Origin of the sequence: Achromobacter sp. Root565, assembly GCF_001427425.1 — a bacterium.
Taxonomy (GTDB): domain Bacteria; phylum Pseudomonadota; class Gammaproteobacteria; order Burkholderiales; family Burkholderiaceae_B; genus Achromobacter; species Achromobacter spanius_D.
The window spans coordinates 2,805,027-2,820,272 of record NZ_LMGO01000001.1 but is presented as its reverse complement, the minus strand read 5'-3'; the positions used below and the strand labels follow the sequence as shown (position 1 = coordinate 2,820,272).

At 67.0% G+C, this 15,246-nt stretch carries 14 protein-coding genes; 12 read left to right on the top strand and 2 right to left on the bottom strand.

All coding sequences use genetic code 11. From position 1 onward, the window contains the following. Position 1 precedes the first annotated feature (1 nt). Together ASD71_RS12600 and ASD71_RS12595 are read right to left on the bottom strand one after the other, a co-directional pair. A complete protein-coding gene (locus ASD71_RS12600; RefSeq protein WP_082578882.1) occupies positions 2-1,171 on the bottom strand; it encodes a CaiB/BaiF CoA-transferase family protein in 1,170 nt (389 codons plus the stop codon). Beyond that, positions 1,168-2,490, bottom strand: a complete 1,323-nt coding sequence (locus tag ASD71_RS12595) for an acyl-CoA thioester hydrolase/BAAT C-terminal domain-containing protein (RefSeq protein ID WP_056564055.1) — start codon at positions 2,488-2,490, stop codon at positions 1,168-1,170. Before ASD71_RS12595 ends, ASD71_RS12600 begins: the two co-directional genes overlap by 4 nt. Positions 2,491-2,721: 231 nt before the next feature. On the opposite strand from ASD71_RS12595, the gene ASD71_RS12590 reads away from it, so the two are divergent. The 12 genes from ASD71_RS12590 (at position 2,722) to ASD71_RS12535 (ending at position 15,125) form a co-directional block, all read left to right on the top strand. Then, positions 2,722-3,528 (top strand): ABC transporter ATP-binding protein, encoded by an 807-nt coding sequence (locus tag ASD71_RS12590; RefSeq protein ID WP_082578881.1) that lies wholly within the window; start codon positions 2,722-2,724, stop codon positions 3,526-3,528. 4 nt (positions 3,529-3,532) lie between these two features. Continuing rightward, complete coding sequence (locus tag ASD71_RS12585) at positions 3,533-4,336, top strand: ABC transporter permease (protein ID WP_082578880.1); 804 nt, start codon at positions 3,533-3,535, stop codon at positions 4,334-4,336. Between the two features lie 50 nt (positions 4,337-4,386). Next, positions 4,387-5,391 carry a zinc-binding dehydrogenase gene (locus ASD71_RS12580; RefSeq protein ID WP_200949430.1) on the top strand — a complete coding sequence of 335 codons (1,005 nt, stop codon included), beginning with the start codon at positions 4,387-4,389 and terminating at the stop codon, positions 5,389-5,391. A gap of 20 nt (positions 5,392-5,411) precedes the next feature. Continuing rightward, positions 5,412-5,837: a PaaI family thioesterase gene (locus tag ASD71_RS12575; RefSeq protein WP_056564052.1), complete on the top strand. Its 426-nt coding sequence runs from the start codon at positions 5,412-5,414 to the stop codon at positions 5,835-5,837. A gap of 12 nt (positions 5,838-5,849) precedes the next feature. After that, the gene (locus ASD71_RS12570) at positions 5,850-6,704 is read left to right on the top strand and encodes a VOC family protein (RefSeq protein ID WP_056564051.1); all 855 of its coding nucleotides are present in this window, start codon (positions 5,850-5,852) and stop codon (positions 6,702-6,704) included. Beyond that, entirely contained in the window at positions 6,694-8,250 is a 1,557-nt protein-coding gene (locus ASD71_RS12565) for a class I adenylate-forming enzyme family protein (RefSeq protein WP_082578879.1), read from the top strand. The genes ASD71_RS12570 and ASD71_RS12565 overlap by 11 nt, the downstream gene beginning before the upstream one ends. Then, positions 8,247-9,332: an ABC transporter substrate-binding protein gene (locus tag ASD71_RS12560; RefSeq protein ID WP_056564050.1), complete on the top strand. Its 1,086-nt coding sequence runs from the start codon at positions 8,247-8,249 to the stop codon at positions 9,330-9,332. Before ASD71_RS12565 ends, ASD71_RS12560 begins: the two co-directional genes overlap by 4 nt. Continuing rightward, positions 9,329-10,090 (top strand): ABC transporter ATP-binding protein, encoded by a 762-nt coding sequence (locus ASD71_RS12555; protein ID WP_056564049.1) that lies wholly within the window; start codon positions 9,329-9,331, stop codon positions 10,088-10,090. Before ASD71_RS12560 ends, ASD71_RS12555 begins: the two co-directional genes overlap by 4 nt. 4 nt (positions 10,091-10,094) lie before the next feature. Then, the gene (locus tag ASD71_RS12550) at positions 10,095-10,877 is read left to right on the top strand and encodes an ABC transporter permease (protein WP_056564048.1); all 783 of its coding nucleotides are present in this window, start codon (positions 10,095-10,097) and stop codon (positions 10,875-10,877) included. Then, positions 10,849-11,628: a class II aldolase/adducin family protein gene (locus ASD71_RS12545; protein ID WP_235512121.1), complete on the top strand. Its 780-nt coding sequence runs from the start codon at positions 10,849-10,851 to the stop codon at positions 11,626-11,628. The genes ASD71_RS12550 and ASD71_RS12545 overlap by 29 nt, the downstream gene beginning before the upstream one ends. Positions 11,629-11,656: 28 nt before the next feature. Further along, positions 11,657-12,649 carry an ABC transporter substrate-binding protein gene (locus tag ASD71_RS12540; RefSeq protein ID WP_056564047.1) on the top strand — a complete coding sequence of 331 codons (993 nt, stop codon included), beginning with the start codon at positions 11,657-11,659 and terminating at the stop codon, positions 12,647-12,649. 1,474 nt (positions 12,650-14,123) lie between these two features. Next, positions 14,124-15,125, top strand: a complete 1,002-nt coding sequence (locus ASD71_RS12535) for an ABC transporter substrate-binding protein (RefSeq protein ID WP_056564042.1) — start codon at positions 14,124-14,126, stop codon at positions 15,123-15,125. Positions 15,126-15,246: the final 121 nt, after the last annotated feature.

Here is a 15,246-nt window from a genome sequence, read left to right as displayed (position 1 = left end):
TTTACTCGAACAAGCCCTGCGCCCGTGCGCGCTCCAGCGCGTCGGGCGGCAGCCAGCGGCCCAGCGCGGCCAGCGCCGTGGTGCCGCGCAATGGCGCCGCGACCGGCGTGATCGGCGGCGCCGTGCTGCGGCTCAGGCGCGGCGCGGGCGCCGGCTGGGCGATGCCGTCGACCTCGGCGAACGTGCCGCGTGCGCGCAGGTGCGGGTGATTCGGCGCTTCGTCAAAACTCAGCACCGGTGCGAAGCAAGCATCGGTTCCTTCCAGCCGCGCGGTCCATTCTTCGCGCGAGCGGCCGGCAAAGGCGTGCGCCAACTGCTCGCGCAGCGCAGGCCAGCGGGCGCGGTCGGATTGCCACGCGGCCAGCTCCGCCGGCAGTTCCAGCAGGGTCAGCAGCGTCTTGAAGAACTTGGCTTCCAGCGGCCCAACGGAGACGTAGCGTCCATCACGGCACGCGTACACGTCGTAGAAGGGCGCGCCGGAGTCGATCAGGTTCGTGCCGCGCTCGGCCCGCCATACGCCTGCCGCAGCCAGGCCATGAAAGGCGGTGGACAGGGACGCCACGCCATCGACCATGGCCGCGTCCACGACCTGTCCCAGACCGCTGCGCGCGCGTTCGATCAGCGCGGCCAGGATGCCCAGTGCCAGATACAACCCGCCGCCCGCGAAGTCGCCCAATAGCGCCAGCGGCGGCGTGGGCGGCTGCCCCTGCCGGCCGATCGCCTCGAGGGCGCCGGTGATCGCCAGATAGTTGATGTCGTGTCCCGCCGACAGGGCCAGCGGGCCGGTCTGGCCCCAGCCCGTGACCCGGCCATAGATAAGACGCGGATTGCGCGCGAGGCACGCGTCCGGACCGAGGCCGAGCCGCTCCATGACGCCGGGCCGGAACCCTTCGATCAAGGCGTCCGCGTTCTCGACCAGGTCCAGCACGAGCGCCGCGGATTCCGGCCGCTTGAGGTCCAGTTCAATCGACGTGCGGTTGCGCAGCAACAGGTTGAAGCGCGGTTCGCGCTGGATGCCTTGCGCCACGGGATCCCGGCGTTGGATGCGAAGGACCGTCGCGCCCATGTCGGCCAGCAGCATCGCCGCCATCGGCGCCGGGCCGATTCCTTCGAGTTCGATGAGGGTCAGGCCCGCCAGCGCGCCCGCGCCGGGCGTCTGCTGCGCGCTCATGCGGCGGTCACCGCGCGTTCGGCGACCGCGGCCGCCAGAAAGCGCTGCACCGCCGCCCACGAGTCCGCGTTGGCGCGCGCGTTGGCTGCGGCGTCGCCGCCGCCGGTCAGCACGATGCCGGACACCGCATGCGCGCGAGCGATCTCGGTAGTGGGCACGCCGGGCGCCTGCAAGGCGTGTCCGGCGTCGGGATAGTCCAGATGCTCCACGGCGTGCGGGTGGCCGGCGGCCTGCAGGGCGTTTGCCACGTCGGCGGCGTACTGGGTCGATGGCCAATAGCCGTCGTCGCCCGCGGACAGCACCAGGACCGGACCCGCTATCCGTTCCACCGGAATGCGGGCGCGCGCGACGGCGGCCGCATCCTGCTGGGCGTTCACGAACGCCTGCGCCTGGCGACGCGGCTCGGGCAGGCTGTCGACGAGGCCCCAATCCTGCGCGGCGTTGTTCTCCCAGACGTGCGCCAGGGGCTGGCCCGCCTGCGTCCAGGCGGGACCGAAGCGGCCCGTGCCCGGTTTGCCCGCGTTCAGCACGCCGTGCACGACCGAGCTGGGCACATAGGCGATCACCGCCGATACGGCCTGCGGATACAGGCTGCCCAGCAGCAGCGCCAGTTCGCCGCCGCGCGAATGGCCGCTGACCGCGACGAAATCGCCCGCCGGCCTGACTGTGGTGCGCAGCCATTGCAGCGCGCGCTCGAAGTATTCCAGGGGGATCGCGGAAAGGTAGTCCGGCAGGCCGGGCGCGCCGAAGTAGCCCAGCGCCAGCGCGGCATAGCCGCGCGACGCAAAAAGGGCGGCCCGCGCTTCGTTGATGCCGCCGCCCGATCCGTTCAGCACCACGATGGCCGGATGCGGGCCGGGGCCGGCGGGGGTATACAGCACGCCCACCAAGCCGTCCTCGTTCAAGGGCTGCCGGGTGACGCCGATGTCCGCGTGGCGCTGTTCGAAGCGGGCGGACGCGTGATTGCCGTGCGTGTCGCTGGCCGCCGCGATCAAATGGATGACGCCATCCGCGCTTTCGGGGGCGGGCAGGTCATCGGCGTCTTGAGCATCGCCGGCCCGCGCGGGCGACTGCGACCAGATCGGACCCTGGCCATCGGCGACGCCGTAGCCGCCGGATTCGGGAGCCTGCCCGGACACGTCGACCGACCCCTTCGCGTCGGCAAGGAAGGTGTTGCGGCTGCGCCAGGTCTCGCCATCGGGCTGGCGCGAAGTCAGCGTCAGGGTCACGGCGGAATGCGGATGAAAGCCTTCCAGCGTGAAGACGCGGGGAACGTCGATCAACGCGGTGGCGGGGGTGACGGCAAGACGGGCTGGCATGCTTGAGGGTTCCAATTGGGGCGGGAAAATCCCTGAACTTAGGTGGGCAAATCCAGGTTGCCAACGAAGATTTCCGCATGCCGATAGCCGGTTTTCACCTAAGGACTTCACGCCATTTGCAGATGGGAAATCGGTCGTTCCGATGTATGTGCATGACGCTTAAGCTGCGAGGCATGATGTCGGTTCGCCCCAAGCGTGGCGTGCAGGGCATCGTCTTCAACCGTGCCTTTCATGACCGATCTGTCCGACATCCAACACGTCCGCCGCATATCTCCCGACCGCCAGCCCGCGTCCGCCGCCATCTCGCTGCGTAAGGTGTCCAAGCGCTTTGCGCGCCGCGACGACACGCCCCTGCAGGTGCTCGAAGGCATCGACCTGGACATTCCGCATGGTCAAGTGGTTGCCATTCTGGGCGCGTCGGGCTGCGGCAAGAGCACGCTGCTCAACCTGATCGCGGGTCTGGCGCATCCCGACGAGGGCAACATCCTGGTGGAAGGCGCCAGCACGGCGGCGTACACGGACTGGCGTGCAGTGGGATATCTGTTCCAGGACGACCGGCTGCTGCCGTGGCGCACCGCGCGGGACAACGTCTGCTTCGGCCTGGAGGCCACGCGCCTGCCGCGCGCCGAACGCCAGGCGCGGGCGCTGGCCGCGCTGGAAACGGTGGGGCTGGCCGGCTTCGCGTCGGCCTATCCGCACGAGTTGTCCGGCGGCATGCGCAGCCGCGTGGCGCTGGCGCGCAGTCTGGTGAACGCGCCGCGTATCCTGCTGCTGGACGAACCCTTTTCCAAGCTGGACCCCGGCACTCGCGCGCAGATGCACGCCGAGCTGCTGGAAATCCAGGCGAGCCGGGGCATGACCGTGGTGTTCGTGACGCACGATGTCGAGGAAGCGGTGGTGCTGGCAGACCAGGTGGTGATCCTGCGGCCACGGCCGGGCCGCATCCGCGAGATCGCGCCGGTGACGCTGGCCAGGCCGCGCGCGCCGTCGCAACCTGAGGTCGCCGAGCTGATCCGTCAGTTGCGCGTGCGGGTGTAGCGTCATGAACCAGACTTCGATTTCGGCCGTCCGCGTGTCGGCATGGCGTGTCCTGGGCGGCAATGCGGGCCGGCGCCTGCTGCTGGTGGCGCTGCTGCTGGCGGCATGGGCGTTCGCCGCGCGCGGCGTGCCCGCGTACATCCTGCCGGGGCCGGCGCGCGTGGCCGACGCGCTGGGACGGCTGGTTTCCAGCGATACGTTCTGGCGCGATCTGGGCGTGACGTTCTGGCGCGTCATCGCGGGCTTTTCGCTGGCCGCCGTGGCGGGCACCGCGCTGGGGCTGCTGTTTGGCAGCCGCCGCAAACTGGGCGAATTCTTCGAACCCGTGCTGGCAGTCACCAACACGATTTCTTCGGCCATCTGGGCGATCTTCGCCATCATCTGGTTCGGCATCTCCAACGCCACCACCATCTTCGTGGTGTTCATGACCGCGCTGCCGCTGATCCTGACCAACGTCTGGCAGGGCGCCCGGTCGGTGCGCGCCGATCTGGTTGAACTGGCGCGCAGCTTCCGCATGTCGCCGCTGCGCATTCTGCGCACGATCTATCTGCCGTCCATCCTGCCCGACTTCTTCTCCGGCGCGCGCCTGGCCTTCGGCTTCGGCTGGCGGGTGTCGCTGGTGGCCGAGACGATCGGCGCGTCCAACGGCGTGGGCTACCGGCTGCGGCAGGCGGCCGACCTCGTGCAGACGGATCAGGTGTTCGCGTGGACGATCACGCTGGTCGGCCTGATGGTGCTGATCGAATTCTGCGTGCTCAAGCCGCTGGAGACGCACCTGTTCCGCTGGCGCCGCGCCGCCGCGGACTGATCTTCTTTCTTTTTTTCTCCCGTTACGGATCCATTCCCATGTCCCAAACCATGAAGGCGCTCGTGCTCAACGCGCACGGCGGCCTGGACCAACTGTCGGTCGTCCAAGACAAACCTGTGCCGCAGGCAATTCCCGGCCACGTTGTGGTGCGCGTGCGCGCCTCGTCCTTCAACTACCACGATGTCTTCACGGTGCAGGGCATGCCCGGCATCAAGGTGCCGCTGCCGGTGATCATCGGCCTGGATCTGGCCGGCGAGATCGCCGAAGTCGGCGCGGACGTCGAGGGCTGGAAGGCCGGTGACCGCGTGCTGGTCAATCCGCTGAACCGCGAGAAGGGCCTGATGGGCGAGATGCTGGATGGCGGCATGGCGCAGTACTGCCTGGTGTCGGCGGCGCAGCTTCTGCCGCTGCCGGCCAACGTCACGTACGAACAGGCGGCCGCCTTGCCGGTGGCCTATGGCACCGCTCACCGCATGCTGATCACGCACCGCACCGTGCAGGCCGGAGACAAGGTGCTGATCCTGGGCGCCAGCGGCGGCGTGGGCACGGCCAGCGTCATTCTGGCCAAGCGCCTGGGCGCCGAGGTGATTGCCTGCGCCAGTGGCGCGGACAAGCTGGCGCGGCTGCGTGAGATTGGCGCGGATCACGTCGTCGACTACCGCGAGACCGACTTCTCCAAATGGGCCATCCAGCAGTATGGCAAGCCGCAGCGCCGCGGCACCGCCGGCGGGGTGGACGTGGTGGTGAACTTTACGGGCGGCGACACCTGGGTGCCGTCGCTGCGCTGCCTGCGCCGCGGCGGGGTTCTGCTGACCTGCGGCGCCACCGCGGGCTACGACCCGAAGGAAGACCTGCGCTACATCTGGAGCTTCGAGCTGACCGTCAAGGGCTCCAACAGCTTCTACGACGAGAACCTGCTCGCCTTGCTGGACCAGGTCGACCGCGGCGAGATCGCACCGCTGATCGACCGCGTGGTGCCGCTGGAAGAAGCAGCCGAAGGCCTGGCCGCCATCCGCGACCGCAAGGTCATCGGCAAGATCATCGTCGCTCCCTGAACCCCATCGGAACCTTGAACATGTCTGAACAGAACCTGCCCGCCGCGGCTGATATCCAGGCGCGTCTCTTGCGCAGTCCCTATCACCAGTGGCTTGGCCTGAAAGTGCTGTCGGTCGGCGACGGCGAGATCGTGCTGCAGGCCACGTGGCGCGAGGAATGGTCGGTCAACCCCGACAACCCCTACACGCACGGCGGCATTCTGGCCGCGCTGATCGACCTGACAGCGGACTGGGCGCTCGTCTCCCACACGGGCCGTGGCGTGCCGACCGTGGACCTGCGGGTCGACTATCACCGGCCCGCGATCCAGGGCGACCTCACCATCCGCGGCAAGGTCGTCAAGGCCGGCAAGCAGTTGTCGGTGGCCGAAGCGCGCATCGAGGACGCGCAAGGCGTGCTGCTGGCCAGCGGGCGCGGCGTGTACCTGACCGCGCCGCCCAAGGCCTGAGGGGGAAGGGGCATGGACAGCGCTCTGCCACTCGATCACCTGGTGATCAATACGCGCTTTGGCACCGATGCGGCCGCGCGCCTGTTCGCGGCGCTGGGGTTCACGCTGACGCCGCAAGGCCGGCACGCGTTCGGGTCGGTGAATCACCTGATGGTGTTCCAGGACGATTACCTGGAGCTGATCGGCCTGCCGACCGATGGTGGCACCTTGCGCCAGGAGATCCTGGACAACCCCGCGGGCATCGACGGGCTGGTCTACAAGCCGGCCTCGGCCGACGCCGTGCATGCGGCGCTGACGCGCGCGGGCGCCGCGGTGGCCCCGTTGCACGCGTTCACCCGTGCGCTTGAGCTGGACGGTGTGCAGCACGAGGCCAGCTTTCGCACCGTGCGCTACCAGCCCGGCGCCTTCGAGGCTGGCCGCGTCTATTACTGCCAGCACCTGACGCCGGAACTGGTGTGGCGGTCGGAATGGCAGACGCACGCCAATGGCGTGCGCGGCCTGGCGGGCCTGACGCTGGTGTCCGCCCGGGCGCAGGCCGACGCGCAGGCTTATGCGCAGGCGGCGTTCGGCCAGGTGCATCTGGACGGGCGCGGCTTTTCGATACCCAGCCCCGGCTTTTCGGTTGACCTGCTGGATGCCGACGCTTACGCGCAGCGCTACGGCGACCTAGCCTGCGATGCGCTGGGCCGCGACAGCTTTTTCGGCGCCATCGCCATGCGCGCGGGCAACCCCGATGCGCTGGAGCGACACGTCGCGGCGCTGGGCGATGGCCTGCGCGCGCGGCCCTGGCAACGCGATGGCGTGAACGGTCTGGCCGTCGCCCTGCCGGGCTTGAACACCTTACTGGACTTCGTCTATGAGCACTGATCTCGGCTTCCATGCGTACAACCTGGGCGGCCTCACGCCGCCGGGCGCCCATCCCGACAACGTGGCGGTGATCGCGCTGGACGATGAGCAGAACGAGACGCGCCTGACGGTCGGGCAGCTTGAAGACCTGTGCAACGCCGTCGCGCGCGGACTGCTGCGCCGCGGGCTGCAACGCGGCGATCGCGTCGCGGTGCTGGCCGCCAACAGCGCGCAGTTCCTGGCGGTGCTGCTGGGCGCGCAGCGGGCGGGCCTGGTTGTCGTGCCGGTGAACTACAAGTTTCCGCGCGCCTTGTCCGACTTCGTCATTCAGGACAGCGGTGCGCGGCTGGTCTTCTGCGATGCCGCGCGGCGCGCGCAGACGCCGTCGGATCTGCCTGTCGTGGAGTTTGGCGCGCCGGGCGAGACCGGGCTGGACGCCTTGCTCGACCCGGGACCGTTCGAGGCCGTGACGCCGGCGCCGGACGAAGCCGCGTTCTTCCTGTACACGTCTGGATCCACCGGCAAGCCCAAGGGCGTGGTGCTGTCGCATCGCAGCCACCTGTGGGTGGTGCGCACGCGGCTCGCCGGCCAAAGCCTGGCCGGGCAGCGCTACCTGATCGCCGCGCCGATGTATCACATGAACGCGCTGGCGCTGTCCCAGCTTGCGCTGGCCGGGCAGGCAACCATCGTGCTGCTGCCGCAGTTCAAGCCGCGGCCCTACATCGAGGCCATTGCGCGCTACCGCCCCACCTGGCTCACGTCCGTGCCGCCGATGATGGCGATGGTGCTGCGCGAAGAGGATCTGCTCGTCCACGCCGATCTGAGCAGCGTGGAGGTCGTGCGCATGGGCTCGGCGCCCGTCAGTGAAGCCTTGCAGGCCGCCATCCGCCGCGCGTTGCCCAAGGCGCGCGTGATCAATTCGTATGGCACCACGGAGGCTGGCCCCGTCACGTTCGGCCCGCACCCGGCCGGACTGCCGCAGCCCGACATGTCGATCGGCCATGCGCATCCGCAGGTGCAGGTGCGGCTCGTGGACGCCGCGGGCAACGAGAGCGATCAGGGCGTGCTGCATGTCAAGAGCCCCGGCATCATGCTGGGCTATCACAACCGTCCCGATATCCGCGCCGCCATCACCGTCGACGGCTATTACGTCACGGGCGACGTGCTGCGCCGCGACGCGCAGGGCTTCTATTACTTCGTGGGCCGCGACGACGACATGTTCGTGTCCGGCGGCGAAAACATCTTTCCCGGCGAGGTCGAGAAAGTGCTGGAAACGCTGCCCGGCGTGCAGCAGGCCTGCGTGGTGCCGGTGCCGGACGACATCAAGGGCCACAAGCCGGTGGCGTTTGTCGTGCCCGCCGCGCCCGGCGTGCTGACCGAAGACGCGGTCAAACAGTACGTGCTGACCCACGCGCCGGCCTACCAGCACCCGCGCCGCGTCTGGTTTCTGGATGCGTTGCCGCTGGCTTCCACCAACAAGGTCGACCGCAACCTGCTCAAACAGCGGGCGCGGAACGCGCTGGCCCGACCCGAGAGACACCCCAACACCAACGGAACACTGCAATGACCAAACCCGCACAAACCCTTGCGCGCATCGCTGCCGCCGCCGTGGCGCTGGCCGCCTTCCCGGCCGCGCAGGCCGCCGACACTGTCACCGTGGCGCTGGGCATTCCGCTTACCGTCGCCAGTGGCGGCGTGTACGGACTGGGCAAGGACCTGGGCTATTTCGACCAGGAGAACATCGAGGTCAAGACGATCGTGTTCCAGGGCGCGGGCGCGTTGCTGCCTCAGGTGGCGTCCAAGAAGGTCACGATCGGCCTGCCGCTGCCGGAGCCCGTGCTGGCCAGCTACGAGACAGGCAAGACGCCGCTGCCGGTGCGCTACTTCTACAACACCATTCCGTCCAACGAGCTGGAGCTGGCGGTGCTGGCTGACGGCCCCATCAAGACGATCAAGGACCTGAAGGGCAAGAAGATCGGGGTCGGCGCGCTGACCTGGGGCACTATTCCATCGACGCGGGCGCTGTTGCGGCAGGAGTCGCTGGCGCCGGGCAAGGACGTGGACATCGTGGCGGTGGGCGTGCTGGGATCCGGCTTTCTGGCGCTGAAAGAGGGCAGGGTGGACGCCCTGAACTACAACAGCTCGTGGACCGCGATGCTGGAGCTGACCGGCACCAAGGTCCGCCGCCTGCCGTATCCGCCGATTTTCCAGAAGATCAACAGCAACGGCTTCATCGCGCATGAAGACACGCTGCGCGACCAGCCCGAGCTGCTGGCCCGCTTCGGGCGTGCGTACACCAAGGCGGTGCTGGCGTGCGATGCCAATCCGCGGTTGTGCGCCGAAACGTTCTGGAAGTACCAGCCGGAAGCCAAGCCCAAGGACGGCGACTATCAGAAGCACCTGGATGAAGCCGTTGTGCTGGTCAGAAAGCGCATGGACAGCACCTTGCGCCGCCCCGATGGCACCGACCGCGTGCCGGGCGAATTCGACCTGGCGGTGATCCGGTCCTTTGTGGGCGCAATGCACGAGGCGGGCGAGTTCAACACCGCCGACATTCCCGTCGACAAGATCTTCAGCAACCAGCTCGTGCCGAAGTTCTCGGCGTTCGACGCCGCCGCCGTGCGCGCGCAGGCGAAGGCGGTCCAATGACGGCAGCGCCCTTGCTGCAGGCGCGCGCGGTGTCGGTGTCCTACCAGACGCGGCGTGGCAGCATCGACGCGCTGCGCGACGTGGAACTGGAAGTGGGTGAGGGCGAGTTCGTCACGATCCTCGGGCCGTCGGGCTGCGGCAAGTCCACACTGCTCAAGCTTGCTGCCGGGCTGCTGGCCCCCACGCGGGGCCAGGTCGAAGTCGGCGGCGTGCCGGTGGCCGGCCCCAGCCGCGACATCGGCGTCGCCTTCCAGAAGCCGACACTGCTGCCGTGGCGCTCGGTGCTGGACAACGTTCTGCTGCCCAGCGAAACCGCGGGCGAGCGCGGCGCCGTTGCCGAGCGCCGCGCGCGGGAACTGCTGGACCTCGTGGGGCTGCGCGACTTTGCCGGCAACTACCCCAACGAACTGTCCGGCGGCATGCAGCAGCGGGTGGGGCTGGCGCGGATGCTGCAGCGCGACCCGCGGCTGCTGCTGATGGACGAGCCGTTCGCCGCCCTGGACGCGATGACGCGCGAGGCGCTGACGCTGGAGCTGCAGCGGATCTGGATGCGCGACCGCAAGTCGGTGCTGTTCATCACGCACAGCATTCCCGAAGCCGTGATGCTGTCGGACCGTGTGCTGGTCATGTCGGCCAGGCCCGGCAGGGTGGTCGAGGACTTCAAGGTTGATATCCCCCGTCCGCGCACGATGGCGACGCTGGCTGAACCCGCGTTTACCGCCGCCGCCGATCACCTTCGGCGCCACTTCATCGGATGAGCCCATGCAACGACTGACCGCTGTCCTGTACCCGCTTGCCACGCTGGCCGCGGTGTTGCTGGCCTGGCATTTTTCCGTGACCTACTTCAAGGTTCCCGACTACATCCTGACCACGCCGGGCGCTGTCTTCAGCACGCTGGTGTCGGTATTCCAGGACGGCACCATCTGGCGCCACATCGGCTACACCGTGGCCGCGACGCTTATCGGCTACGCCATCGGCAGCGTGCTGGCGCTGGTGCTGGGGGCGTTGCTGGCGGAATCGCGCACGTTCGAGAAATTTGTCTATCCGCTGCTGGTGGCCATTCAGGCCACGCCCAAGGTGGCGCTGGCCCCGCTGATCCTCGTGTGGTTCGGCTTCGGACTGGCGTCGAAGGTGGTGCTGGTGGTGCTGATCTGCTTTTTCCCGCTGTTCATCAACACCATCGTGGGCATCCGGCGTGTGGATCCGGACCTGATCGACGCGTGCCGCGCGTTCTCGGCGTCGCGCTGGTACATCTTCCGTCACGTGAAGCTGCCCGCGGCGTCCGGCGACATTTTTGCCGGCTTGCAGATCGGCGTGTCGCTCGCGCTGATCGGCACCGTGGTGGGCGAGCTGGTCTCGTCGGAGGCAGGGCTGGGCTACCTGATCGGATCGGCCGCGGTCAACCTGAACGTCAGCACCATGTTTGCCGGCGTGATCCTGCTGGCCGCATTTGGCGTTGCCGGCGCGCAGACGGTGCGCTGGCTGCATCGCAAAATCGTCTTCTGGGAGGCCGCAGGTGGCGCAGACACCCAAGCCCGATCCTGACGCGTTGGCGGCCGCACGCGCGCAGATGCGCATCGACCTCGCCGCCTGCCATCGGCTGGCGGCGCAGTTCGGCATGACCGATCTCATCTATACGCACATCTCGGCGCGCGTGCCGGGGGCTAAAGACCAGTTCCTGATCAATCCGTTCGGCCTGCTGTTCGACGAGGTCCGTGCCGACAACCTGGTGACGGTAGGCGCGGACGGCGAGCTTCTGGACGATCCGACCGGGCTGGGCATCAACCGGGCTGGCTTCGTCATCCATTCGGCGGTGCACCAGGCTCGGCCGGACGCCGTGTGCGTGATGCACACCCATACGCTGGCCGGCGTGGCGGTGTCCGCCCTGCGTGATGGCTTGCTGCCCTACACGCAGCATGCGGCGCGCTTTCAGGGGCGCATTGGCTATCACGCCTACGAAGGCGTGGCGGTGGACCTGGACGAGCGCGCGCGGCTGGTGCGTAACCTGGGGCCGCACAAGGCGCTGATGCTGCGCAATCACGGCCTGCTGACCTGCGGTGCGACGGTCGGCGAGGCGTTCGAGCTGATGTATTTCCTGGAATTTGCCTGCCGCGCGCAGTTGCAGATCCAGGCGACTGGCCAGGCCGTCGCCGTGCCCGACCGCGACGCCATCCAGCGCGCGGCACAGACCTTCGACCGCGCCGCCGGCCGCAGCAGCCCGCGATTGTGGCAGGCGCTGCTGCGCGGACTGGACCGCACCGATCCCACCTACCGACACCTGCCGCCGGCGCGTTGACCGGACAGGACTCACTACTGGAGCACTCATGAAAGCCTTGCAATTGATCAAACGCGCCGCGTTCTTGGCGGTGCTGGCCGGCGGCCTGGCCGCGGCGCCCGCGCATGCCGAAAAAATCCGCGTCGGCTACTGGCCCAGCGGGCTGACGCTGGGTTACGGAGCGGTGCTGGAAGCCGGCACCTTCTTCAAGGACCAGGGGCTGGAGGTGGAGTACGTGCACTTCTCGGACGTCAATGGCCCGACCCGCGCCATCGCCGCCAATGCCATCGACCTGGCCTTCGGATCCCCGGCCGCGGGCGCGTTTGCGTTGGCGACCGATGGCGTCCCGGTGAAGATCGTGCTGGCAACGCAGCCGTCGAATGTGTCCTTCGTGGTGCTGGAGGACTCGCCGATCAAGACGCTGGCCGACCTGAAGGGCAAGAAGATCGGCATGTCGCCCGCGGGCAGTTCCACCGCCACCATCGCCAGCGCCGTGCTGGCGGGCAACCACGGGATCAAGGAGAAGGATTTCACGCTGGTGCCCGGCAATGAGCCGCGTCTGGTGCAATTCCTGGCGCAAAAGGAAGTGGACGCGGCCGCGCTGCGCAACGTCACGACCGCGCAGTTGAAGGACCTGAAGGTGCGTACCTTGTCGACGTTTGGCGATCAGTGGAAGACGTTGACCAAGAGCGACAGCGTGCCCTACAACGCCGTGGGCCTGGTCCGCGCGGAGTACCAGCAGAAGAACCCGGACGCCGTCGTGCGTGCGATCGTGGCGCTGCGCAAGGCGCTGGAATACGGCCACGCCAATCCCGCGCAGGTGGTCAGCGCGGTGCAGAAAGCGGGCAATCTGCCGCAGGCGGATGCGCAGGTGTTCGCGGACCTTTGGGACGAGAATTACCGGGTGTCGCTGAACGAGGCGGACCTGGATACGCTCAAGCGCGAGTTTCAGATTTTCAAGGACAACGGGACGCTGAAGGGGGATCTTCCGGCGGGCGCGCTGGACGCTGGGCCGTATCAGCAGTCGCTCGCAAGGAAGTAGCGGCACCGAATTGCCCCGGTGTCTGACACCCTCGTGAGACGGCCTTCAACCTGCCGCATTGCCGAAAGGGTGTCAGACACCTCCACATCAGCAGTCGCTCGCAAGGAAGTAGCGGCACCGAACTGCCCCCGGTGTCTGACACCCTGGTGAGACGGCCTTCAACCTGACGCATTGCCGAAAGGGGTGTCAGACACCTCAACATCAGCAGTCGTTCGCAAGGAAGTAGCGGCACCGAATTGCCCCGGTGTCTGACACCCTGGTGAGACGGCCTTCAACGTGGCGCATTGCCGAAAGGGTGTCAGACACCTCCACATCNACCGAATTGCCCCGGTGTCTGACACCCTGGTGAGACGGCCTTCAACGTGGCGCATTGCCGAAAGGGTGTCAGACACCTCCACATCAGCAGTCGTTCGCAAGGAAGTAGCGGCGGCAAATTGCCCCGGTGTCTGACACCCTGGTGAGACGGCCTTCAACCTGCCGCATTGCCGAAAGGGTGTCAGACACCTCCACATCAGCAGTCGTTCGCCAGGAAGTAGCGGCACCGAATTGCCCCGGTGTCTGACACCCTGGTGAGACGGCCTTCAACGTGGCGCATTGCCGAAAGGGTGTCAGACACCTCCACATCNCTCCACATCAGCAGTCGTTCGCAAGGAAGTAGCGGCACCGAATTGCCCCGGTGTCTGACACCCTGGTGAGACGGCCTTCAACGTGGCGCATTGCCGAAAGGGTGTCAGACACCTCCACATCAGCAGTCGTTCGCCAGGAAGTAGCGGCACCGAATTGCCCCGGTGTCTGACACCCTGGCGAGACGGCCTTCAACCTGCCGCATTGCCGAAAGGGGTGTCAGACACCTCCACATCAGCAGTCGTTCGCCAGGAAGTAGCGGCACCGAACTGCCCCGGTGTCTGACACCCTGGTGAGACGGCCTTCAACCTGCCGCATTGCCGAAAGGGTGTCAGACACCTCCTCCCAAATGCGGCATAGCCGCCCCGCCGGGCCGCCTTGAACGCGCATGAAAACGGCCCCGCCGACCGGCCGTTTCGCATTTCCAAACCCCGTTTTGGAACGCTCTGTATGTGTTTATCCGAACATATTGTTAACTAAATGTATCGGCCCTCCCTGCATGAATTTCCCCTGGGGAAAACTGCCAACCGCCCAGGTGGACACCGGGTTTTCCCGTACCTTTTTCGTGGCGAATGTATCTGTTTCATTCACCCTTGGGGTTGGTCTGCATATCAATTTCGTTTAAGATGCTGCCTTCTTCGTTCAGTTTGTCCCCTTTCTCTGGGTTTTCAAAAACTCGTTTTTGAAGCTCCCTGTCTTGCAAGACGCCGCGTCCCTCGCGGGCCGTCTTGTTGCTAGTGTCGGTTTGTATTGGCGGTTCAGCCCGTCTTCCGCACAACCCCCTTAGCTCCACGGTGCCTCCCGGGCTTGTTCCTGGCGTGCGTGCCTGAACCTATGGAGGCAAAAGCCAATGCGTTTTACCCCTGTCAAGACCCTGGCCGCCGCGGCCGTCATGTTTGCGTTTGCCGGTGCGGTCCATGCCGCCGACGCCCCGCAATGCGAAATCAAGCGCCCGGTAACCTTCGGCGCCATGAACTGGGAATCCAATCTGGTCCTGGTTGACGTCGAACGTTTCATCATGGAAAAGGGCTACGGTTGCAAGACCGAAACCCTGCCCACCGAAACGCTGCCCGCCCTGGCCGCCCTCGAGCGCGGCGATCTGGACATCAATACCGAAATCTGGCTGAACAGCGTGGCCGACCCCTGGGCCCGTGCCGAGAAGACCGGCAAGGTCAAGCGCATCGGTGACCTGTACATGGGCGCCGAAGGCTGGTACATCCCCAAGTACACGGCCGAGCGCCTGCCGGAACTGAAGTCGGCGGCCGACCTGCCCAAGTTCAAGGACCAGTTCAAGGATCCGGAAGAGCCCGGCAAGGGCCGTTTCTACGGCTGCCCGGCAGGCTGGGGTTGCGAAGTCACCAGCAACAACCTGTTCCATGCCCTGAAGCTTGACGACTCCTACACGCTGTATTCGCCCGGTACGGGCGCGGCGCAGAAGGCGGCCCTGATGTCGGCCTACAAGCGCAAGCAGAACGTGGTCTTCTATTACTGGTCGCCCACGCCGCTGGTTGGCGCCATGGATCTGGTCAAGCTGGACCTGCCGCCCTACGACGCCGAAAAGCACAAGTGCCTGACGTCGCCCAAGTGCGCCAAGCCCGAGCCCAGCGCCTATCCCGACAATCCCGTCTTTACGGCAGTGAACACCAAGTTCTCCGAAGATGCGCCCAAGCTGACCGAATTCCTGTCCAAGGTTTCGGTGCCGCTGCCAGTCATCAACGAAACCCTGGCCCACATGGAAGAGTCCGGCGATGAGTCCACCGCCGTGGCCAAGTGGTTCCTGAAGAACAAACCCGACGTCTGGACCAAGTGGGTCCCCGCTGACGTCGCCGGGCGCGTCCAAAGCGCGCTGTAAAGCACTGTGATCCTGGCTGCGCGCCGCGGTGGCGCGTACCGGCCCCTTGAGGGACCGGACCTCTTTGCCGGGATGGCCGCCGGCCGGGCGCATGCGTCCGGCCCGGCAAGCGTGCTTGTGC